At 67.5% G+C, this 21952-nt stretch carries 22 protein-coding genes and 1 pseudogene; 12 read left to right on the top strand and 11 right to left on the bottom strand.

Annotation, left to right across the window (positions count from 1 at the left end):
• Positions 1–21: 21 nt before the first annotated feature.
• Both abmR and QM693_RS05035 read left to right on the top strand, forming a co-directional pair.
• Entirely contained in the window at positions 22–588 is a 567-nt protein-coding gene (gene abmR, locus QM693_RS05040; RefSeq protein WP_280784560.1) for an ATP-binding transcription factor AbmR, read from the top strand.
• 141 nt (positions 589–729) lie between these two features.
• Positions 730–2328 carry an ABC-F family ATP-binding cassette domain-containing protein gene (locus tag QM693_RS05035; protein WP_283330854.1) on the top strand — a complete coding sequence of 533 codons (1599 nt, stop codon included), beginning with the start codon at positions 730–732 and terminating at the stop codon, positions 2326–2328.
• Between the two features lie 41 nt (positions 2329–2369).
• On the opposite strand, the gene QM693_RS05030 is transcribed toward QM693_RS05035, so the two are convergent.
• Both QM693_RS05030 and QM693_RS05025 read right to left on the bottom strand, forming a co-directional pair.
• On the bottom strand, positions 2370–2849 hold the full coding sequence (locus tag QM693_RS05030) for a nucleoside deaminase (RefSeq protein ID WP_280784562.1): 480 nt from the start codon (positions 2847–2849) through the stop codon (positions 2370–2372).
• A gap of 60 nt (positions 2850–2909) precedes the next feature.
• Complete coding sequence (locus QM693_RS05025) at positions 2910–3983, bottom strand: Lrp/AsnC family transcriptional regulator (protein ID WP_280784563.1); 1074 nt, start codon at positions 3981–3983, stop codon at positions 2910–2912.
• 55 nt (positions 3984–4038) lie between these two features.
• On the opposite strand from QM693_RS05025, the gene QM693_RS05020 reads away from it, so the two are divergent.
• From QM693_RS05020 to QM693_RS05010, 3 genes are read left to right on the top strand one after another with little or no spacing between them, the layout of a single operon-like run.
• The gene (locus QM693_RS05020; RefSeq protein WP_283330853.1) at positions 4039–5301 is read left to right on the top strand and encodes an MFS transporter; all 1263 of its coding nucleotides are present in this window, start codon (positions 4039–4041) and stop codon (positions 5299–5301) included.
• Positions 5279–6535 (top strand): amidohydrolase, encoded by a 1257-nt coding sequence (locus tag QM693_RS05015; RefSeq protein WP_283351606.1) that lies wholly within the window; start codon positions 5279–5281, stop codon positions 6533–6535. The genes QM693_RS05020 and QM693_RS05015 overlap by 23 nt, the downstream gene beginning before the upstream one ends.
• 55 nt (positions 6536–6590) lie before the next feature.
• Complete coding sequence (locus QM693_RS05010; RefSeq protein ID WP_283351605.1) at positions 6591–8018, top strand: amidase; 1428 nt, start codon at positions 6591–6593, stop codon at positions 8016–8018.
• Between the two features lie 22 nt (positions 8019–8040).
• Here the strand turns inward: QM693_RS05010 and QM693_RS05005 are convergent, their stop codons facing one another.
• From QM693_RS05005 to QM693_RS04995, 3 genes are read right to left on the bottom strand one after another with little or no spacing between them, the layout of a single operon-like run.
• Positions 8041–8391: a DUF202 domain-containing protein gene (locus tag QM693_RS05005; protein WP_283351604.1), complete on the bottom strand. Its 351-nt coding sequence runs from the start codon at positions 8389–8391 to the stop codon at positions 8041–8043.
• On the bottom strand, positions 8388–8723 hold the full coding sequence (locus QM693_RS05000) for a YidH family protein (protein ID WP_283351603.1): 336 nt from the start codon (positions 8721–8723) through the stop codon (positions 8388–8390). Before QM693_RS05000 ends, QM693_RS05005 begins: the two co-directional genes overlap by 4 nt.
• 53 nt (positions 8724–8776) lie before the next feature.
• Positions 8777–9436 (bottom strand): TetR/AcrR family transcriptional regulator, encoded by a 660-nt coding sequence (locus QM693_RS04995; protein WP_283351602.1) that lies wholly within the window; start codon positions 9434–9436, stop codon positions 8777–8779.
• A gap of 106 nt (positions 9437–9542) precedes the next feature.
• Between QM693_RS04995 and QM693_RS04990 the strand changes: the two genes are divergently transcribed.
• From QM693_RS04990 to QM693_RS04965, 6 genes and pseudogenes are all read left to right on the top strand, one after another.
• Complete coding sequence (locus tag QM693_RS04990; protein WP_283351601.1) at positions 9543–10751, top strand: CaiB/BaiF CoA transferase family protein; 1209 nt, start codon at positions 9543–9545, stop codon at positions 10749–10751.
• Positions 10752–10794: 43 nt separating this feature from the next.
• Positions 10795–12141 carry an MFS transporter gene (locus QM693_RS04985; RefSeq protein ID WP_283351600.1) on the top strand — a complete coding sequence of 449 codons (1347 nt, stop codon included), beginning with the start codon at positions 10795–10797 and terminating at the stop codon, positions 12139–12141.
• Between the two features lie 31 nt (positions 12142–12172).
• A complete protein-coding gene (locus QM693_RS04980; RefSeq protein WP_283351599.1) occupies positions 12173–13576 on the top strand; it encodes an amidase in 1404 nt (467 codons plus the stop codon).
• Positions 13577–13642: 66 nt separating this feature from the next.
• Positions 13643–14074, top strand: coding sequence for a MerR family transcriptional regulator (locus tag QM693_RS04975; RefSeq protein WP_283351598.1), 432 nt, complete (start codon positions 13643–13645; stop codon positions 14072–14074).
• Positions 14071–15083, top strand: a pseudogene (locus QM693_RS04970) (aldo/keto reductase). Before QM693_RS04975 ends, QM693_RS04970 begins: the two are co-directional and overlap by 4 nt.
• Complete coding sequence (locus tag QM693_RS04965; protein ID WP_283351597.1) at positions 15084–15890, top strand: alpha/beta fold hydrolase; 807 nt, start codon at positions 15084–15086, stop codon at positions 15888–15890.
• Positions 15891–15893: 3 nt separating this feature from the next.
• Here QM693_RS04965 and QM693_RS04960 read toward each other — a convergent pair whose 3' ends face one another.
• The 4 genes from QM693_RS04960 to QM693_RS04945 form a co-directional block, all read right to left on the bottom strand.
• Positions 15894–16271: a VOC family protein gene (locus tag QM693_RS04960; protein ID WP_009478176.1), complete on the bottom strand. Its 378-nt coding sequence runs from the start codon at positions 16269–16271 to the stop codon at positions 15894–15896.
• A gap of 70 nt (positions 16272–16341) precedes the next feature.
• Positions 16342–17577, bottom strand: coding sequence for an acyl-CoA dehydrogenase family protein (locus QM693_RS04955; protein ID WP_283351803.1), 1236 nt, complete (start codon positions 17575–17577; stop codon positions 16342–16344).
• Between the two features lie 77 nt (positions 17578–17654).
• The gene (locus tag QM693_RS04950; RefSeq protein ID WP_283351596.1) at positions 17655–18380 is read right to left on the bottom strand and encodes an ABC transporter substrate-binding protein; all 726 of its coding nucleotides are present in this window, start codon (positions 18378–18380) and stop codon (positions 17655–17657) included.
• A 26-nt stretch (positions 18381–18406) separates the two neighbouring features.
• Positions 18407–19711, bottom strand: a complete 1305-nt coding sequence (locus QM693_RS04945) for an alpha/beta hydrolase (RefSeq protein WP_283351595.1) — start codon at positions 19709–19711, stop codon at positions 18407–18409.
• 67 nt (positions 19712–19778) lie between these two features.
• On the opposite strand from QM693_RS04945, the gene QM693_RS04940 reads away from it, so the two are divergent.
• On the top strand, positions 19779–20366 hold the full coding sequence (locus QM693_RS04940; protein WP_280784571.1) for a phosphoribosylanthranilate isomerase: 588 nt from the start codon (positions 19779–19781) through the stop codon (positions 20364–20366).
• A gap of 1 nt (position 20367) precedes the next feature.
• Here the strand turns inward: QM693_RS04940 and QM693_RS04935 are convergent, their stop codons facing one another.
• Both QM693_RS04935 and QM693_RS04930 read right to left on the bottom strand, forming a co-directional pair.
• Entirely contained in the window at positions 20368–21264 is an 897-nt protein-coding gene (locus tag QM693_RS04935; protein WP_283351594.1) for an alpha/beta fold hydrolase, read from the bottom strand.
• 41 nt (positions 21265–21305) lie between these two features.
• Positions 21306–21944 carry an alpha/beta hydrolase family protein gene (locus QM693_RS04930; protein WP_280784573.1) on the bottom strand — a complete coding sequence of 213 codons (639 nt, stop codon included), beginning with the start codon at positions 21942–21944 and terminating at the stop codon, positions 21306–21308.
• Positions 21945–21952 lie beyond the last annotated feature (8 nt).

Below are 21952 nucleotides of genomic sequence, written 5' to 3'. Positions count from 1 at the left end.
CAGGGTCCCCAGGAGGACGCCATGAGGAACACACAAGGTCCGGGCCCGCGCCGCTTCGGCCGGCCCGGTGGATGGCAGCAGGCGGATGTCCCCGATGCGAGCGACGCGGCCGAATGGTTCACCGGCCGTCTTCCCGACGACTGGTTCACCGGCCCCGCGACCGTCGAGGTCGACCGCGAGGAGATCGTGGTGGTCGGCGAATTGCCGCCCGTCGAGTCCGCCGACTCCGGTTCGGAGGCCGCGATCGACGGACGCATCTCCCGGTTCCGCGAAACGACCCGGGGCGATCGGATGCGCATCGCCGACGAGGCCGAGAGGCGTTACGGACGCAAGGTCGCGTGGGGCGTCAGCCTCGACGGCCACAAGACGTTGTTCACCCACCTCGCCGTTCCGGTGATGACCCGGCTGCGCCAACCCGAACGCAAGGTTCTCGACACGCTCGTCGACGCCGGTGTGGCGCGGTCGCGGTCGGACGCCCTGATGTGGACGGTGCGCCTGGCCGGCCAGCACAGCGAACAGTGGCTCGCCGAACTCCGCGACGCCATGGCGAAGGTGGACGAACTCCGGGCCGACGGCCCTCAGATCTAATTCGATTGCGCGGGCATCGGCGGCGTCCTATCGTGGACGTCACCGATGCGCACCGGGCGTGTCAGACAGAGGGGAACGGTCCATTGCTCCTGACGAGGTAGTCACGCGAGTCTTCATCCGCACACACCTCGGGAGTACCCCATGGCCCAGTCATATCTGTCCCTGTCCGACCTCACGTTCACCTGGCCCGACGGCGAGCCGGTCTTCGACGGCCTCGATGCCGTCTTCGGCCCCGGACGCACCGGGGTGGTCGGTCTCAACGGTTCCGGTAAATCCACCCTGCTCCGGCTGATCGCCGGGCGCCTGCACCCCGACCGCGGGTCGGTGACGGCGCAGGGCGAGGTGGCGTACCTGCCGCAGGACATCACGCTCGATCCCACACTGAAGGTCGACCGGATCCTGGGCATCGCCGACCTCCGGGCGGCGTTGCACCGCATCGAGTCCGGCGACGGCACACCAGACGATTTCGATGCCGCGACCGGCCGCTGGGACATCGAGGAGCGGGCGGTCTCGACCCTGCACCGGCTCGGTCTCGAACGCGTGCTCGGCAGCACGTCCGACCTCGATCGCACCGTCGGCACCCTGTCCGGCGGTGAGACCGTGTTGCTCGGCCTCACCGCGCAACTGTTGAAGGAACCGGAGGTGCTGCTCCTCGACGAGCCCACCAACAACCTCGACAGCGCGTCCCGCAGCAAGCTCTACGAGGTGGTGCAACAGTTTCCGGGCACCCTGCTGGTGGTCAGCCACGACCGCGACCTGCTCGATCTCATGAATTCCGTCGCGGAGCTGCGTGGTGGTGAGATCCGCATGTTCGGCGGGAACTTCAGTGCCTACCAGGAGATCGTCGAGGCGGAGCAGGAGGCTGCGCGGGCCGCGGTGCGCGATGCCCGCAGCGATGTGCAGAAGCAGAAGCGGGAACTCGTCGAGGCCCGCATCAAGATCGACCGTCGTAAGCGGTACGGGCAGAAGATGTTCGAGAACAAGCGCGAACCGAAGATCGTGATGGGGCTGCGGAAGCGTCAGGCGCAGGAATCCGCGGGGAAGCTGCGGAACAACCACATCGCGAAGGTCGACGAAGCGCGGGAGTCGTTGACGGAAGCGGAAAGTGCCCTGCGGGACGACCGCGAGGTGCGCATCGACCTCCCGGCCACGGAAGTGCATTCGGGCCAGGAGGTGGTCTCCGTCCGGGACGTGAGCCTGCTCAGCGGACAGCAGGTGTCGCTGGACGTCGTGGGCCCCGAGCGGATCGCCCTCGTCGGACGCAACGGCGTCGGCAAGACGACCCTGCTCGACGCCGTCGTGGCCGCGGGACCGCGAGTTCCGTTCAAGGCGCTGCCGCAGCGACTCGACGTGTTTGACGAATCGCTCACGGTCGCCGAGAACGTGGCCGCGGCGGCGCCTCACGCGTCGCAGGAACAGATCCGTGCCCAACTGGCCCGGTTCCTGTTCCGCGGCAACGATTCCGATGTGCTCGCGGCGGCATTGTCGGGTGGGGAACGGTTGCGGGCCGCGCTCGCGACCATCCTGCTGGCCGAACCCGCCCCGCGGCTGCTGCTGATGGACGAGCCGACGAACAACCTCGACCTGCCGAGTCTCATTCACCTCACGCAGGCGCTCCGCAGCTACCGCGGCGCGTTGATCGTGGTCAGCCACGACCGGCAGTTCCTCCACGACATCGGCGTCACCCGGTGGCTGGAACTGACCGACGAGGCCCTTCGGACCCGTGCGCCTTTCGGGTAGCCCCCGCTACCGGAAAGGCGCACGGGTGCCGGAGGCGCCGGTCATTCGGCCACGCCGATGTCCTCGTTCCAGAGTTCGGGCTGGGTCTCGATGAATTCGGCCATCAGGTCGATGCAGTGCTGATCGCGCAGGACGGTCACGTCCACGCCGTTCTCGCGGAGCCATTCGTGACCGCCGGTGAACGTCACGCTCTCCCCCACCACGATCGCGCCGATGTTGAACTGCCGGACCAGACCGCTGCAGTACCAGCACGGTGACAGGGTCGTCACCATGATCGTCGAGCGGTAGTCACGTTGGCGCCCGGCCGCGCGGAAGGCGTCCGTCTCACCGTGGACGGACGGGTCGCCGTGCTGGACTCGTCGGTTGCGACCGCTGCCCAGCAGGGTTCCGTCGCCGGCGAATAATGCAGCCCCGATCGGTATTCCGCCCTCACGTTTGCCGAGTTCGGCTTCGGCGATCGCCACGGCCAGCAGTTCCTCGGGGTCGAGCGCCGCCCGCGCGGAGTTCAGAGGAATCGACATGCCTCTACCTTCCCTGCGGGACGCGGCCACCACAACAGCGAAATCGTGTGGGTTGTTCGTCTACGCCGATCTCGGCGAACTGTCGCGCCACACATCCAAGGGAACGTGGCCGACTGCGGCGCCGTGCGGGCCGAGCAACCGCCCCATCCGTTTGAGCGGTCGAAGCGTCACCCGGCGGCTGTCGACGCGAACGTTGTCGGACAGGGCAACGAGCCGTTCCTCGATGCGGCGGCAGTCCTGCGCCGAGCGCAGCCACAGGTACACGAGCAGGTTGTATCGCCCGCTGGTCGAGGCGCACAGCCGGATTTCGGGCCACGTGGACACGGCACGGCCCACACGGTCGAGATCGGCACCCGCGTCGACCTCGAATATTGCATTGAGCGGCCAGCCTGCTGCCTGCTGGGTCATGTCACATCGGAAGGCCAATTGGCCTGATCGCGTGAGCTTGCCGAGCCTGCGCCTGACGGTCGTCTCGCTGACTCCGCACCGGTCGGCCAATTCGGCGTAGCTGCAGCGCCCGTCGGCGCTCAATGCGTCCAGCAACGGACGGTCGGACGCCTTCAGCGGAACCGGGAACGGATCACTCGGTGGCGTGGTGAGCTGGGCGCGCTGGGCACTGTCCAACGTCCGCGGCTGCCATCCGCCGCCTTCGTGGTAGACGTGCAGACACAGCTCGGCCCGAATCGAGACCACTCCGGGTATCCGGCTCAGATGGTCGTGGACCAGATCGTCGAGGGCCTGGGGGCCGGCGGTGGCGACGGCGGCGAAGTATTGCGCCTTGCCGTCGGTGCGTTCGACCTGATAAGCGCAGTTCAGCCCGCACAGTGCTGAGCCGACGCGGTGAACGGCCTCGGGAGTGCACTCGAGCGTCACGTAGGCGTTCGTGTGGTGTTGCCCGACCGGGTACGCGGTGATCCACGCCTGTCCGTCGTCGGATAGCTGGCGCCAGCGCCGGGAGGCGGTGGTGGCGTCCACACCGAGGGCAGTGCCGATCTGGGCCCAGGACCCGCGTGGGCTGATCTGGAGCGCGTTGAGCAGGGTCAGGTCGAACTCGCTGAACGAGGCGCCGCCGGAATCCGGCACGAAGGGGTGTTCTGCGCCGGAATGCTGCGCGTCAGGGGTTTCGAGTGCCACGCGGTCCATTGTGAGTCATCCCACCCATCGAGTTCGTCTTGTGAGGAGATTTATCGTGCTGCGTTCCACTCGCATCACCGTGCTACTGCTCTTCGCGGCGTGGGCGGTCGACTACATCGACCGACTCGTCATCAATCTCGCCCTGCCCGCGATCGGTACGGAATTCGCACTCGACTACGGGCAGCGCGGCCTGATCGTGTCGGCGTTCTTCGTCGCCTACGCGCTGTCGCAGATCCCGGGCGGGCTGCTCGCCGATCGGTTCGGTGCTGTGCGTATCGCCCTCGCCGGTCTCATCGCGTGGTCCCTGTTCACCGGGCTCACGGCGATCGCCTGGTCGTTCACCGCACTGTTGGCGATCCGGCTGCTGTTCGGCTTCGCGCAGGGCGCGTTCCCCGCAGCCGCGATCAAGCTGTTGTCGGAACGCAGCGTGCCCGAGCAGCGGATGACAGCCAACGGGTGGATGCTGAGTTCGAACGCCTTCGGCTCGTTCGCCGCCGCGATCATCGCGTCGATTCTGTTGCCACTGTGGGGATGGCGGCCGATGTTCGCCGTCATCGCCGTCCTCGGGGTTGTGGTCGTGGTTGCGATCAAGCGTTGGATGCCCGAGGCACTGCCCTCGGACGTGTCCGCACTCGACCCCGCCACGGCACACCGAAGCAGCAGTTCGAGTGGCGTGGGGATCGTGCTCCGAGCGCCCGCGATGTGGTGTTTCGCGCTGGTGTTCTTCGGATACGACGTGATCGTGTGGGGCATCGGCTCCTGGACCGTCTCGTATCTCCACGAGGAGCGGGGCGTGTCGATCGGCACCGCGGGTCTGCTCTCGATCGCCCCGACCCTCGTGGCCGCCATCGCCGTGATCGTCGGCGGCCGTTTGTCGGACCGGTGGGAGGGAAGACCCAGCCGCATCATCGTCCCCGCGATGATCGTCAGTGCCGCACTCGTGATCGTCCTGCCCCACACGGAATCGGTGACCATGTTCGTCGTCGTCGGAACCGTCCTCAGCGGCATCAGTGCACTGTGCTACATGCCCGCGTTCGCGGTGCCGCTGCGCAGCCTCCCGGCTTCGGTTTCCGGGGCCGCGTCCTCGATGATCCTGTTCGGCGGCATGATCGCCGGCATCGCGGCGCCCTTGGCTTTCGGAGCGATCGTCGACGCCGCGTCCTGGACCACTGCTTTCGGTGCGCTGGCCGTCGGCCCGCTCATCGCGATCGCCGCCGTTCTCGCCGCACCCCAGACCACCGACCACATGCTCGCCGCCGTCCGGCTCGACCGCACCCCCGACCGAGAGGAAACCCATGAGCATTCCACTGTCGAATGATGCCGCACAGCAGTCCCATTGGCGGGACGTCTACAACGATCTCCACGCGCATCCCGAGCTTTCAGCGTGCGAGTACCGCACCGCGGGTCTCGTGGCGCACGAGTTGCGCGCCCTCGGCGGCTGGGAGGTGACCGAGCGCGTCGGTGGCACCGGCGTCGTCGGTGTTCTGCGGGGCGGCCCCGGGCCGGTGGTGCTTCTGCGCGCGGATATGGACGCCTTGCCTGTGCAGGAAGACACAGGCTTGGACTACGCGTCGAGGGTGCCCGGGGTCATGCATGCGTGCGGACACGACGTGCACGTCGCTGCGCTCCTCGCGGTGTGCGCGCGACTCGCCGGCGCGCCGACGATCGACGGCACGGTTCTGGCGGTGTTCCAGCCCGCGGAGGAAACGGGGCAGGGTGCGCGCGCCATGCTGGACGACGGCCTGTTCGAACGGTTTCCGACGCCCGCGATCTGCCTGGGCCAGCACGTAGCGCCGTTGCCCGCGGGCGTCGTCGTCTCCCGGGAGGGTACCGTGATGGCCGCGTCCGACAGCATCCGAGTGACACTGTTCGGGCGCGGTGGCCACGCGTCGACGCCACACAGCGCGGTCGATCCGTTGCTGATGGCGGCCTCACTGACACTGCGATTCCAGACTCTCGCCGCCCGTGAGGCCTCCGCCCGGCCGGCGCCGGTGCTCACCACCGGTGCATTGCATGCGGGCACCGCCGCAAACATCATCGCCGACGATGCCGAGTTGCTCCTCAGCCTCAGGACGTTCACACCGGCGTCGCGTGAGCGGATGCTGACGGCGATCAGGCGACTGGCCGAAGCGGAGGCGGCCGCTGCCGATGCGCCGAAGTCTCCGGATATCGAGGAGTTCAACAGCTTTCCGTTGACCGTCAACACTCCGGACGTGACCGGGTCCGTGCTGCGGACAATCGCCGAGGCCGGAATGCCCGTACATCGTCTGCCCCATCCACTGACCGGCAGCGAGGACTTCAGCGAACTCGGGACCGCGGCGCGGTGTCCTTCGGTGTTCTGGCACATCGGCGGGATGGAACACGAGCGCTTCAGTGAAGCAGATCTCGCGGCCCTGGCAGCGGGGCAACCACCGGCCGGAATCCCACCGAACCACTCACCACGATTCGCGCCCGACCCGGCATCCGTGCTGCCCGCCGCGACCGCAGCAATGCACGCGGCGGCGACGCACGCGCTCGCCACGGAGCGCTCACCGCACGCTGCGTCCCGTTAGCACTGCGCTACAACAGCTTCGACAACCCATCGGGTTCACGAAAGACGAGGAACATATGACCACCGATCTCCCGTACCTCAGCGCCACCGCAGCGCGAGCACTCTTCGACTCGCGCGAACTGTCCCCGGTAGAGCTGATGCACGCCCTCATCGACCGTGCCGAGCAGGTCGAACCCCACGTGAACGCGTTCTGCGAGCAACTCTTCGACGAGGCACTCGTACAGGCCGAGGAAGCCGAGCAGCGCTATCTCGGACGCGGCCCGGCGCCGCGTCCGCTGGAGGGCATTCCGGTGGCCGCCAAGGAAAAGCACGCTATCGCCGGGCGATCCCTCACCGAGGGCTCGCTGGTGAACAAGGACGTTGTCGCGGCCGAGAGCGCTCCGGTGATCGAGCGAATCCACGCCGCAGGCGGCATCATCCACGCCCGCACCACCACCCCCGAATTCAGCGTCGCCGGGTTCACCCACACCCCGATGTGGGGCGTGACCCGCAACCCCTGGAACCTCGCCTACAGCCCGGGCGGATCCTCCGGCGGCTCCGCGGCGGCGCTGGCCGCCGGAACCACCCCGCTGGCGACCGCGTCGGACATCGGGGGCTCGACCCGGGGCCCGGCGGCGTTCACCGGGACCGTCGGATACAAGGCCCCGTACGGGCGAATCCCCGGGATGCCCCCGATGAGCATGGACTTCTATCGCGGCGACGGTCCCATGGCACGCACCGTCGACGACACGATCCTGTTGGCGAACATGCTCATCGGGCCGGACGTCCGCGACCACACCTCACTACGTCCTGCGATCACGCTGCCCACCGAATACCCCTCGGTGGAGGGCATGCGCGTGGCGTTGAGTATCCGGCTGGGCTGCTTCGTGGTGGAACCGGAGATCGAGGCCAACACCCGCGCGGTGGCACGTGCGCTCGAGACCGCCGGGGCGATCGTCGAGGAGATCGAGCTGCCGTGGACCGCCGAGGAGATCCGACTGGCAGTGACAACACATTTCGGCACGATCATGGGTGCGATCGTGGCGCAGGTCGCGGCCGGGAACGAGGATCTTCTCGCCCCCTACACCCGCGCGTTCGCGACCCAAACCGCGAGCGCCCGCACGGGGGCCACCTTCGTCGACGGTTTGCGAATCGAGACCCGGATGCACCGACAGCTCGCCGAGGCGATGTCCGGGTTCGATGCCCTGCTGTGCCCGACGTCCGGCGTATCGGCCTACCCCGCGGGGGACGACATGCTCGACGGGATCGTCGTCGACGGTCAGCGGCTCGATCACGCCGCGGAGGCGTTGCTCACCCTCCCGTTCAACATCAACAACCGGTGTCCGGTCCTGGCCGTCCCCAGCGGTCACACGTCATCCGGCGTCCCCACCGGGGTGCAGATCGTCGGGCACACCTACGACGACGCCACCGTCTTCCGGGTCGGCAAGGCCGTCGAACAGCTGCGACCGTGGGATTACACGCGAGAGCATCGTCCCAGAGTGTGAGGTACGCAGGTGACTTGCCCGATCACTCAACCTCATTCGCCGGATCGGTTGGTGTCATGGGGGGGAGGTCGAGCGTCACTAGTTCTGCGAGTGCGGTAGTGAGCACCGCCAGGCTTGTCAGGGCGGGGACCTTGTCGGGGAGACGCGCAGTGTGCCGACGTAGAGCACGGCCGCGCAGCCCCGCGACGACGACGATGGTGCTCATGGTCATCAATGCTGCGGCAGCGGGAACGATCGCGGCGGTGTGCTGCGTCCGTATTGCAGCGTGGGTGAGGATGCCGGCCACCGTGGCCGACGACAGGGCAGTCCGGCGCCACGACAATGCGGTTCTCTCGGGTTGCAGACCCTGATCGCGTTCGGTCGGATCGGTCATCCGAGGAGCGGGGTGGTCATCGTGAGGACCGCGAGGCCGGTGGTGCCGCAGACCAGGATCCGCATCAGCGGGGACGTGGGCAATGGCAGCCCTCGACGCATGGCGAGTTGGACTGAGCGCCAGTGGAAGTAACTGCCGATGATAATGGTGACGGCGAGCAGGGTGGAGCCGATCGCGAGGGCAGCGCCGGTAGACGAGTTGCCGAATGTCGGTGCGAGATGGGTGACGGCCACCGCCCCCGCAATCAGTGCCAGTGAGGTGCGGATCCAGGCGAGAAAGGTGCGCTCGTTCGCGAGGGTGAAGCGGTAGTCGGGTTCGGGGTGGTCAGGCATGGACGCCCTCCAATTCTTCCGGTTGGACATGGCGCCGCGGCGACGGGCGTCGCCTACTTGCCCGCGCGAGGTGTGGTTGCACGGTCGGAGGTGCGTGCTGGGGTGTCAGCGTTCTGCAGTCCGTCGAGGATCTGGTCGAATACGGCTCCGGCGCGTTCGTCGAGTTCGTCGAGCGAGATGCCCAGGTCCCTGGCGATGGTGTCGCGGAATATGCCGTATCCGAGATAGGTGGCGGCGGTCAAGGCGTGCATGACTTCTCCGTCGGCGCCCTGTGGCAGCGCCCCGGTGTCCTTGTCTCGGTCGAGCGCGGCACGGGTCCGGTCGAGTAGCGGGAAGAGGGTGAAGTCGGGGTCGCCGTCGAGGGCGAGCAATGCCTCGAGTTTGACGAAATCGGGATGCTGTCGGGCTCGCTGCCACATCACCCGCCGGCGGTCACTGAACGGAAGGCTCCAATGCTCGTCGGGGTCGAGGCGGTTCTGGTCGACCAGGCGGCTGATCGCAGCCCGCAGCAGCATCTGTCTGCTGCCGAAATACTGGTAGATCTGCCCGTGATTGACACCGGCCTCCTGCGCGACCTCCCGCAGCGTGATGCCGGCGAGTACACCGTCGCGTTCGAGTAATCGCAGTGTGGCGTCGAGTAATTCGTTCTCGGTGTCTTCGCGGCTTCCACGCCGCCTACGCGGCTTCTTCTGCGTTGCACCCGCCTCGGTCATCGACCGTCCTCCGATTTCTCCTCGGCACCTTGTGGTGACCTCACTCACAATATACAGTCCGTTACTACCAAACGTTAATAACACTTCGTTAGAAGGTGGGGCGGGTATGACGGACACTCAGTTGCCGTTGGAAGGCATTCGGGTTCTGGATTTGTCCACGGTGCTGGCCGCGCCGGTCACCGCGACCTTCCTGGGCGACTTCGGTGCCGAGGTGGTCAAGGTCGAGGAGCCGGGCACCGGGGATTTCACGCGGGCCGGGCTCGGCAGCGAGGACGGTCGTCACCGTTCACTCCAATGGGTCCAGGAGGGGCGCAACAAGAAATCGGTGACGATCGACCTGCGCACCGAATGCGGCCGGGACCTGGTCCGGCAGCTGATCCCGCAGTTCGACGTGGTGGTGTCGAACTATCGGCCACCGACTCTGGAGAAGTGGGGACTCGGACCGGAGACACTGCAGCAACTCAACCCTCGAGCCGTTCTGGTGTTCATCACCGGGTACGGCCTGACCGGGCCCTACCGCGACCGCGGTGCGTTCGATCGGATCTCGAGTGCCTTCGCGGGCCTGACCTATGTGAGCGGTGAGCCGGATCGGGATCCGGTGCGTTCGGGATACTCGGTGGTCGACTACATGTCGGCGTATCTCGCAGCGTTCGCCACCGTCACCGCGCTCTACCACCGCGACCATCGCGGAGGTACCGGGCAGATCATCGATCTCGGGCTCTACGAGGCCGGCTTCCGGGCCAGCGAGAACGCACTGCTCGCCTACGGGGCCGCCGGTCAGATCCGCGAGAGGTTGGGCAACAAGAATCTGGGCATCGTGCCGGCGAGCGACTTCGACACCGCCGACGAACGGCGGATCTCGTTGCACGCCGGCACCGACCCGCTGTTCCGCAAGCTCGCCGCGGTCCTCGAGCGACCGGACCTCGCCACCGATCCTCGCTTCGCCACCCGCACCGACCGCGTCGTCCACCAGGATGCGCTGTATTCGATCATCACCGACTGGGTGGCCGACCAGACCGCCGACCACGCTGTCAAACTCCTCAACGACGCAGATATTCCGGCCGCTCCGATCATGAACATCGCCGACATCGCCGCCGACCCGCACTACAGCGAACGCGGCACCGTCGTCACCGTCGACGACGAGCAGCACGGCGTGTTGCCGATGGCCGCACCGCTGCCGCGCATGACGGGCACTCCCGGCCGGATCCGCACCCTCGGCCCCGATCTGGGGGAGCATACCGACGCGGTCCTCACCGAGATGCTGGGCCTGTCCGGCGACGACCTCGCCCGCTTACGCACCGACGGCGTCATCTGAACGTGACCGGCGCACCGCATCCCACGACTTCGAGGACACTGCCATGACCGACACCGGGATCCAACGGACTTCCGCGGCCACAACGAAGACACCGCACCCGCCCACTCCCAGACAGCCGGATGAACCTGTATTCGACCGACGGCGCTCCTGGACCGTTCTCGGCCTGATCGTCGTGTTCATGCTGATCAACTTCGCCGACAAGGCAGTGCTCGGATTCGCGGCGATACCCCTCATGGACGAGTTGAACATGAGCGAGAGCACCTATGGCCTGGTTGCCAGCGCTTTCTACCTGTTGTTCAACCTCACCGGACTCCTGGTGGGGTTGATCTCCACTCGGATGTCGAGCCGCATGATCCTGTTCTCCCTCGCGGTGGGCTGGGCACTCGCACCGATTCCGGTACTCCTCGTGGCGGCAGTGCCGACGCTGGTCGTCAGCCGCATGCTGCTCGGCGCCGCCGAGGGACCCGCGTCACCGATGTCCATGCACGCCCTGTACAAGTGGTTCCCCGAGGGGAAACGCGCACTGCCTACGGCATTGCAAATCGCCGGCGGCTCGATCGGACTCCTACTCGCGGCACCAGTCCTGGCCTTCATCATCACCAACTACGGTTGGCGCGCCGCATTCATCGCGCTGAGCGTCGTCGCCATGGTGTGGTCGGTTCTGTGGTTGCGGTTCGGCCAGGACGGACCGTTCACCGCCGACCCGGCAGCGTCTGCGGACGGTGACCCGACCCGCCCGCGACTGCCGTACCGCACGCTACTGGGAAACGGGACGGTGCTCGGCGGACTGGCGTGCAGTTTCGGGGCGTACTGGTCCATGGCCATTGCCGTGGCGTGGGTGCCGGCCTACCTGGAGTCTCAGGTCGACATGACACCCGGCGGTGCGGCGTCGGTCATCAGCGGCAAGGCGGCGCTGTCGCTCGTCCTGGTGCTCACCGTCGTCCCGCTGACCGGGGTGATGATCCGCCGCGGTGTGTCGAGTAGATGGATGCGAGGAGTCGTGCAGGGCACCGCGGTGACCGTCGCCGGCATCTGCATGCTGGCGTTCCCGTTCGTCGATTCCACGCCCCTGTGTATTGCTTTGGCGGTCATCGCCTTCGGTGCACCCACGCTGGCCTACCCCCTCGGTTATCTGACCATGGCAGAAATCATGCCCGCCCATCAGCGCGGCGCAATTTTCGGAATCACTCTTGCCGTGAGCACCTTGCCCGGGGTCATCGCGCCGTTTCTGACGGGCAAGATCATCGGCTGGTCGGACTCCGTGCACGCCGGGTACCAGAACGCCTTCCTCACCGCCGCCGTGGTGATGGTGATCGGCGGCCTCGTCGCGATCGTCACGGTCGATCCCCCGCGGGACGCCCACCGACTCGCCGCATCCAGTCCGAAGTGACCGACATTCGACAGCAGGAGCCACAATCAGCATGTCCGACTTCGCCTTCACCGCGGTCAGCGATCTCGCCGCCATGATCCATGCCAAGGCCCTCTCCCCGACCGAACTTGTCGAGCACTTTCTCGACCGGATCGACAAGCACAACCCGGACATCAATGCGGTCGTCTCCCTCGACGCCGATCGATCACGGGCAGAAGCCGCCACCGCAACCGGAAACATCGCCCGCGGAATCACGGTCGGACCACTCACCGGAATACCGGTCGTGGTCAAAGACCTCGAGAACGCGCGCGGATTCCCGACCAGCAGAGGGACAAAGGCGTTCTGCCTCGGGCCGGACGCCGTCGCGGACAGTATCCACGTCGCCCGCCTTCGTAGTGCGGGAGCCATCGTGATCGGGAAGACGAACGCGCCCCCGATGGGCGCCGCCATCCACACCGACAACGACGCCTTCGGAACCACCCGAAACCCGTGGAACCCGATGGCCTCGGCCGGCGGTTCGAGCGGTGGATCGGCCGCCGCAGTCGCCGCCGGCCTCGCACCGCTCGCCACCGCGGGCGACGGCGGCGGATCCACCCGAATCCCCGCAGCTCTGTGCGGAATCGTCGGCCTCAAACCCACCCGTGGCCGCATTCCCGCAGCATCACCTGCCTGGACCCATCACAGTTGCCCGACCCCGATGGGTCGCAGCGTTCGTGACACCGCACTGCACCTCGACATCGTCGCCGGATACCATCCCGCAGACACGTTCTCGGTGCCGGATCCTGGATACTCTTACCGCGGTGCACTGGATCGGCCGTCGCCGCGGCTGCGGGTCGGCGTCAACCGGACCTTCGGCGTCGCGAATCCGCACCCGGACATCCTGCACGCGGTCGAGCGTGCCACCCAGTCGCTGCGCTCACTCGGTCACCAAGTCATGGACGACAACACTGCACTCCCCGGCGCGGAAACGTTCCCCGCATCGCTCCAACTGCGCCAGCAGATCCTCGCGTACATCAGGTTCACTGCGGTACGGGACGAGTTCGACTCACGTCCAGAAGATTTCGAACCATGGTTCGCGGCGATTCTCGACCGCGGTCGCGCCACCACCCTCGACGACCTCGCCCGCTACTGGGAATACCGCAGCCGGCTCGATGTGTGGGCGGCCGACCTGTTCGAGCCGTACGACCTGCTGCTCACGCCCACCACACCCACCACCGCCTGGCCCGCCGAAGGACCGGACATGAGCGCGGCGCTGCGCGACCGGACGATACCCATCACCTACACCTCGGTATTCAACGACACCGGCAATCCGGCCATCAGCATCCCCATGGGCCTGAGCGCCGACGGGCTGCCCTGCGCGGTCCAACTCATCGCCCCACACCACCGCGACGACCTCCTCCTCCAGGTCGGCGCAGCACTCGAAAGGGAAGCAGGTCAGCTGCGACCCCCTCTGTGACGTAGCAAGGGTACGGAGTCGCCCGGCTGTTGCGTTGGAGTGCACTCCAAGTCGTACGGTTCAGTCATGGCCACCCAGTTGGAGCAGTCGACCGGAACGTTCGCGAGTATCTCGGAGGTCGCGGCGATCACGGGCCTCACGCAGGACACCCTGCGCTGGTACGAGCGCGAGGGGATGATCCCGACGATCGCGCGGGGTTCGGACCGTCGCCGCCGTTACAGCGAGCGGGACGTGCGGCTGATCGAACTGCTGGTGAAGCTGCGGACGACGGGCATGCCGACCAGTGACATGCAGCGTTTCGCGGTGCTGCTGGCCGGGGGCGCCGAGACCCACGAGCGGCGGTTGGCGCTGCTGCTCGCGCATCGCGAACGCATCCTCGCCCAGCAGGCGAGGCTCGACGACGCCCTGGCGGCCCTCGACACCAAGGTCGATCACTACCGGGCCCTCATCGCAGGGACCGACGAAGACCCCGCCCGACAACGACGAGGAGAAGTATGACCGACATCGGTACGACAAACCTGGGTGACTCGCTCACCGTCTCCGACATGGGTTTCGGAGGAATGGCTCTCACACCCGTCTACGGCGGGGTGGAACCGGGGAAGGCGCTCGCGACGCTGCATCACGCGGTGGATCTCGGAGTGAGTTTCCTCGACACCGCCGACGTGTACGGGGCCGGCGACAACGAGCGGTTGATCGCGCAGTTACTGAGGGACCGGCGCGAGGAAGTCACGCTGGCAACCAAGTTCGGGATTGTGGGGATCCGAGGAAGCGGAGCGAGGGCGGCGCCTCGACCCGCGGCGACCGCGCCTACGTCCACGAGGCGGTGGACGCCAGCCTGCGCCGACTCGGCACCGTCACGATCGACCTCTACTACCTGCACCGCCCCGACCCGTCGGTTCCGATCGAGGACACCGTCGGTGCGATGGCCGAACTGGTGGCGGCGGGCAAGGTGCGACACCTCGGACTGTCGGAGGTGACGGCCGGGGAGCTGGCGTCCGCGCACGCGGTGCATCCCATCACGGCAGTCCAGTCGGAATGGAGCATCTGGAGCCGCGACGTCGAGGCGCGGATCGTGCCGGCGGCGGCCGCACTGGGTGTCGGGTTCGTCCCCTACTCGCCGCTCGGCCGAGGGTTCCTCACCGGGACCGTCACCGGCGTCGATACCTTGGCGCCCAACGACTTCCGCCGGACTCTCCCCCGGTTCGCGGCGGGCACGCTGCAGCGGAACCTCGGCGTGGTGGACGCGGTGAATTCGGTCGCAGGCGACCTGGGTGCCACGCCCGCACAGGTTGCGCTGGCGTGGCTCTACGCGCAAGGCCGCGCGTTCGGACTTCCGGTCGTACCCATCCCCGGAACCCGCAGTGCGGAACGGGTGACGGAGAACGCCGGTGCTCTCGGTATCGAACTCGATGCGGCGCAGCTGGCGGTGCTGAACTCGGCCGGGGAGCACGTGGAGGGTGCGCGTTCGGAGGATCTGCAGTGGGTGTCGGAGGGCCGCGACTTCTGAGTGATGCAGACTGGGCGGGTGCAGCACGCTACCAATCCCGTCGACGGTGTCCGGATCGCGTACAAGACCGTCGGCGACGGTGAGCCGCTCGTTCTCCTTCACGGCACGGCGCTCTCCCACGCGATCTGGCGTGGATTCGGTTACGTCGCCGCGCTGCGTGACCGGTACCGGCTGATCCTGGTCGATCTGCGGGGCCACGGGCGCAGCGACAAGCCGCACGACGAGAGCGCGTACGCCATGGAGCTGGTCAGCGGCGACGTTCTGGCGGTCCTCGACCACCTGGATCTTCCGAGCGCGCACGTGCTGGGGTATTCGCTCGGCGGCCGGGTCGCGCTGGCCTTGGCGGTCGGGGCGCCCGAACGGCTGGAGAGCCTGATCGTCGGCGGTGGCAGCAGCCGACCGCAGGCCGGCGCGTTCGACCGCCTGTTTTTCCCGGGCTGCATCGACGTCCTCGAGCGGGACGGCATGGATGCGTTCCTGGGGCAGTGGAATGCCCTGCGCGCGTGGCCGATCGACGCAGGCACCCGGGCGGCGTTCATGGCGAACGACGCGAAGGCGCTCGCCGCGTACATGCGGCGTTCCGGTGTGGAGCCGGGCGTGGACGACGACGTCCTGCGCGGGATCGCCGTCCCCACCCTGTTGTTCGTCGGTTTGAACGACGCCGAGCGGATCGGCGACACCCGGCGGGCGGCGGCACTGATTCCCGGTGCGTCGCTGACGATCCTGCCCGGTTCCGACCACTCGACGGCGGTGGCCGCGAGCACCGAGGTGCTCGCGGCCGTCGAGCCGTTCCTCGCTTCGGTGTGACCGCTACATCCATTCGACCAGTTGGATGATCACCCCGTTGGGGTCGCTCATCTGGAAGTAGCGTTCGCCCCAGGGCTCGGTTTCGATGGGCGTCACGATCGGGACGCCCTCCGCCTGCAGTCGCTCGTATTCGGCGTCGATACCGTCGACGACGAGCGCGATCAGCAACCCCTGGCCGGCGTCACCGGCGATCCGCGCGGGCTTGAAGGTTTCCAGTCCGGTCTTCAGGAAGACCAGATTGAAGCCCACGTCCGCACGCTTCAGTGACACGAAGCCCTCGGCTGCCATCTCCTCGACGAAGCCCAGGTGGGACTTGGCGAACTCGGCCGACGCACTGGGGTCTGCGACGTTCAGCGACAGTGCGCTCGCGGTGACCTTCACGGTGGTGTCCTTTCGTTGACGACACCCCACTAACGTACGCCGTACGACATTTGTTCCCGAGGGCCACACCTCACATCGCCAGCAGACCCTTCGCGATGTGCGTCACCTGGATCTCGTTGCTGCCTGCGTAGATCATCAGCGACTTCGCGTCGCGCGCGAGTTGCTCCACCCGGTACTCGGCCATGTACCCGTTGCCGCCGAACAATTGCACCGCCTCCATCGCCACCTCCGTAGCCGCCCGCGAGGAGTAGAGCTTCATCGCCGACGCCTCCGCGAGGCTCACCTGATCCCCCGCCGCGGTGCGCTCGATGGCGTTGAAGACCATGTTCTGCACGTTGATGCGGGCAATTTCCATCTCCGCGAGCTTGAGCTGGATGAGCTGGAACTGGGCGATCTCCTTACCCCACAGCTTGCGGGATTTGGCGTAGTCGACGCACAGCCGGTGACACTCGTTGATGATGCCCAGCGACAGCGACGCGATGCCGATCCGCTCGGCCGCGAAGCTTTCCTTCGCGCTGGACTTGCCGTCGGACTTGCCGCCGTCCTCCGTCTCGCCGAGCAGACGGTCGCGGGTGAGGCGCACGTTGTCGAAGAACAGTTCTCCGGTGGGTGACGAGTTCATGCCCATCTTCTTGAACGGCGCACCCTGAGTGAGCCCCTCCATGCCCGCGTCGAGGACGAAGGCGAGAACCTTCCGGTCGCGACGGTCGACGGACGAGTCTCCCTCGTCGAGCTTCGCGTAGACGATGATGACGTCGGCGTACGGACCGTTGGTGATGAACGTCTTCTGCCCGTTGAGGACGTAGTCGTCGCCGTCACGGCGCACGTACGACTTCATGCCGCCGAACGCGTCCGAGCCGGAGTCGGGCTCGGTGATGGCCCAGGCTCCGACCTTCTCGAACGTGACCAGGCCGGGCAGCCACCGCTCCTTCTGCGCCAGCGTCCCGCGACTGCGGATGGTGCCCGCCGCCAGCCCGAGGCTCACCCCGAGCGAGGCGACGAGCCCGAGGCTGACGCCTGCCAACTCGGCGTTCATGATCACGCCCATGCTGCCGGCACCGCCGAGGCCGCCGGACTTCTCTTCCTTCGCGCCGGACACGGCCCCACTGCGTTCGCGGTCCAGCGACTTCGTCAGCGCTTCACGGGCCATCTCGTCCAGACCGAAGGTGGCGAAGAGTTTGCGGATGATGTCGAACGGCGGCAGCTCACCGGTCTCCAACTTGTCGACGTGCGGCCGAATTTCCTTGTCGATGAAACCGCGGATCGCGTCGCGGAACATCAGGTCGGTATCTGACCACTCGTACATGCCGGGCACTCCAGTCACTGAGAGAAAGGGTTGCCGCAAATATAGAACACGTTCTCATTCTTGGACAGGTGTGCCGGTCAGAACGCGCCGCCGTCCGTTTCACCGATCCCGAGCCACGTCGACCTCAGCCGGTCGAGGGTGCCGTCCGCGGCCAGGGCGCGCTGCGCCGACTCGATGCGTTCGCGCAGCGCGTCATCACCCGTGCGGACGGCGACGGCGATCTCCTCGCGGGAGATTCCCCGTTCGACCACCTCCACATGCGGGCGGTCCCGGACGAGCCAGGTGAGGACAGGCGCAAGTTTCATGACGGCGTCGCACCCGCCCGAGGACAGGTCGTCGAGGGCCTGCCCGATCCGGTCGTAGGCGTACACCCGGATCGCACCCGCGCGACCCTCCGCAACCAGTCTCTCCACGATCGGCTGACTCGTGTTGCCGTGCTGGACACCGACGGTCAGACCGCCCAGGTCGTCCACCCCGCGCACTCCCGGATGCCGCGACGTGTCGACGGCGAGGGACTGACCCGACACGAGGTACGGAGCGCAGAAATCCGCGCGCGCCCTCCGCTGCGGTGTCACGGTGGTTCCCGAGGCGATGCAGTCGAATTCACCGTCCGCCAGCGCATCGAAGATGCCGTTGAAGTCGATGCCCCGGTACGGGACGAGCGACCATTCGAGGCCGAGCACCTGCGCGACGGCCCGCGTGAACTCGACATCGAAACCCGCAGAAGCCCCGCCGTCCCGGAACTCGAACGGCGGGTCGGGCAACGCCGAACCCACCCGCAGTATGTGCGCCGCCGCCGTCATGCCATCCTCTCCGCCGTGACGAGTTCCTACGAGCCGATCAGCCCCAACCGCTGTGCCAGCCACGGCAGTTCCTTCTCCAGTCCGGCAGACCACACCGCGAAGCTGTGTCCGCCCGGCACTTCCACGTACTGCACGTCCATGCCCGCGTTCTTCGCGGCCTGATAGACCTTCTGGGCCCCCGGTTTGTAGGCGTCGTCGTCGGAGCCGACCACGAAGACCCCTGCCGTATCCGGGTACTTGTTCGACCCCATCAGATCGAGCGGGTTGACCTTCTTGAACGCCGCCTCGTCACCGCCGAACGCCTCGTCGAGGGTGCGCTGGTGGTCGCCGAGGGTGGGTTCTTCCTGACCCGAGATGTCGAGGAACGTCGGGTACACGTCGGGATAGTTGGTGGCCATCTGCAGCGAACAGGTGCCGCCGTAGGAGAGGCCGCCGATGGCCCACGCCTTGGGGTCCGGGTTCACCTGCAGGTTCGACTTCACCCAGGACGGAACGTCCTTCGCCAGATACGTGGCCACGTTGCCCAGCTTCGAATCGACACACAGGGGGTTCGCGATCTGCGAGCCGGTGCCGTCCGCCACCACCACGATCGGGGCCAGTCCCCCGTGTTTCGCGGCGAACTCGTTCATCGTGGTGGCGAGCTTGCCGCCGGCGAACCAGTCCTCCGGCGCACCGGGCTGACCGGCCAGCATCACGAGCACCGGCAGCAGGGGGCGCGGGTTGGCGAAGTAGGCGGGCGGGAGGTAGATCTCGGCGTCGCGGGCGGCGAACCCCGACGCCGTTCCGGGGATGGCCGCCGTCAGGACCCGTCCCTCGCTCGGCATTCCGGGCGGGGCGGTCCACGACGCGTCGAGAGGTGTTCCCGTCACCACGTTCTCGGCGGCGCTGCCGAGGTCGTTCATCTGAACCCGGTCGAACGGCTCCGCCCCGAAGGCCGTGCCCACCGTGGGGTAGGCGTCGAACACCAGGTTGATCTGCGTCGCGGACGCGAGAATCACGGCGAGAACCGCGAGGACCGAGACGACGGCGGCTTTCACCGTCCGGCCGGCGCGAATCCTCGGCACGAGAAGGACGATCGCGAAGAGCCCCAGACCGATCCACACGTAGATGGAGATCTCGATGGGGTCGGGGAACGGCCGGAGAACCTTCTCGACCATCACGTAGAGGACCACGGTGACGACCACCGACACGGCCAGGCAGATCGGAATCGCCTTCCCGCGGTACCACGGGGCGCGGGCGGCGAGCAGCCACACGCCGCCGAGCGCACCGATCACCGTGAGGATCCAGGGCAGAGGCCCTGAGATCACGCTGAGGTCGCTGAGCCATTCCACGTCACGAAGCCTAGAGCGCGAACCCGCACTGCGTCGGCGACTCGGAGCGACCGGTAAAATTGCCGGGGTGACATTCATCAAGGTGTGCGGTCTGCGAGACGAGGCCTCCGTAGATCTGGCCGTGCGCCTCGGCGTCGACGCAGTGGGTTTCGTGTTCGCCGACAGCGTCCGCCGGATCTCCCCCGAGGACGCCGCGCCGCTGGTCCGCCGGGTCACCGGTCACACCGTCGCGGTGGGTGTGTTCAAGGGGAGTCCCGTGTCGGAGGTGATCGAGGTCGCCGCCGCGGCGGGTCTCGGGACCGTCCAGGTGCACGACCTGAAGTCCGCCGACGACGTCGCCCGGTTGCGGGAGGCGGGGCTCGGCGTGATCCGTGCCGTGGTCGCCGGTGACACGTCGGGCGATTTCGGCGCCGACCGCATCCTCGTCGACGGGGCGACCGCCGGGGCGGGCGTGCCCTGGGACTGGGCGAACCAGAGCCGGCCCGACGGCGAGTGGATCCTCGCCGGCGGACTTCATCCCGGCAACGTGCGGGCCGCCGTCGACGCGACCGGCGCGTGGGGCGTCGACGTGTCGAGCGGTGTCGAATCCTCGCGTGGAGTGAAGGATGCGGCGCTGATCGAGCAGTTCGTCGCCGCCGTCAGGTCCGGCGACTGAGTCAGCCCGGCATCCCGGCCACGGAATCTTCGACGTCCCACGACGCGAGCACCGTCCGGATGCCCACGACGAGCGCGAGCGGCTGGTCGATCATCACGTGATGTCCGGCGTCGGGGATTTCCACGACCACCGCGGTGGGCCCGAATCGTCGGCGCATGTCGTCCATCATGGCGTCGGTGACGATGCCGTTCTCGGCGCGGAAGTACGCGATGCGGCAGCGTGGGTCGGATCCGCCGAGGTGGTTGCTGCCGTGGCGCGCGAAGAACGTGGAATCGAACTTCCACGACCAGCCGCCGTCCACCTCCTCCATCGAGTTCTCGGCGACGTGACGCAGGACCGCGGGCACCGCGGTGTCCTGCGGCGGGACGAACCGGAACCGCTCGAGCGCCTCGGCCCTGGACGGGTAGACCTTCTTCGGACCGAAGGCACGCTGCTTGCGCGCTTCCTCCTCCTCCGGTGTGCGGGCGAGGACGGGCGAATCGATCAGCTGGACACCGGCCAGATCCTCGCCGAACAGCTGCGCTGCCACGTAGGACACCATGCCGCCCATGCTGTGCCCGACGAACACCGGCGCCCCCGAGATGCCCGCAGGCTTCGCCACCGCCAGGGCTTCCTCCGCCCACTGCTCCAGGCCGTACTCCGCGCGCCGGTCGCTGTCACCGTGCCCGGTCAGGTCGAGTGCGACGACGCGACGGCCCGTGGCCAGCGTGGGTGCCACATGGTCCCACCACCGGCTGTGGGCGGCGCCGCCGTGCACGAGCACGATTCCCGGTGAGCCCGACGGCCCCCACGCACGGTAGTGGACCTGCGCCCCGGCGACGTCGACCCGGCCGGTGTCGACCGGCGACGCCAACGCCGTGGTGAACCAGTGGGGCGCGTCCGTCTGCACGTTGCTCATTCACCGAACATACCGACGACGCGCGACCGTCCTCGCCCGCCCTACAGAAGGTCGAGCATGGCCGTGACCGCGCGTTCGACCACCGGGAACTTGTCCGGGGCCAGATCGTGGCGGGCCCCCTCGAGTTCGACGAGCGTCGTCGGTGCGGGGATCAGTTCGAGTGCCGACCGCATTTCGCCGGTGGTCGCGAACGGGTCCTTCGAACCGTGCACCACCACGGTTGGGGTGCGGAGACCGGGCAGGTGCTCGGTGCGGAGCTTCTCCGGCTTGGCCGGTGGATGCAGCGGGTACGACAGCAACAACAGGGCGTCGACGAGCCCCGGTCGCTCCGAAGCGAGCATGGACGCCTGCCGCCCGCCGTACGAGTGCCCGCCTGCCCACACCGGCGCCGACACCAGCTCCCGCATCACGGCCACCGCGGCCGCAACGCCGTCCCGATCCTCCGCCGCCTTCGACGGATGCGGCGGACCCGACGCGCGGCGCTGACGGAACGGCAGATCGAACCGCAGGACGACGACGCCCCGCTCCACGAACCCGTCGGTCATGGCACGCAACAGCTTTGTGTCGCAGTCACTTCCCGCTCCATGCGTCAGAACCAGCCCCGCCACTGCGTCACCCGCGGGGCGGTGGAGATGTCCGCGCACACCGTCACGTTCCAGCAACTCGTTCATGCGGTTCACGGTAGTGG

The organism is Rhodococcus sp. IEGM 1305, assembly GCF_030058635.1.
GTDB classification, from domain to species: Bacteria; Actinomycetota; Actinomycetes; order Mycobacteriales; family Mycobacteriaceae; genus Rhodococcus_F; species Rhodococcus_F opacus_D.
This window is presented reverse-complemented; position numbering and strand designations above follow the sequence as displayed.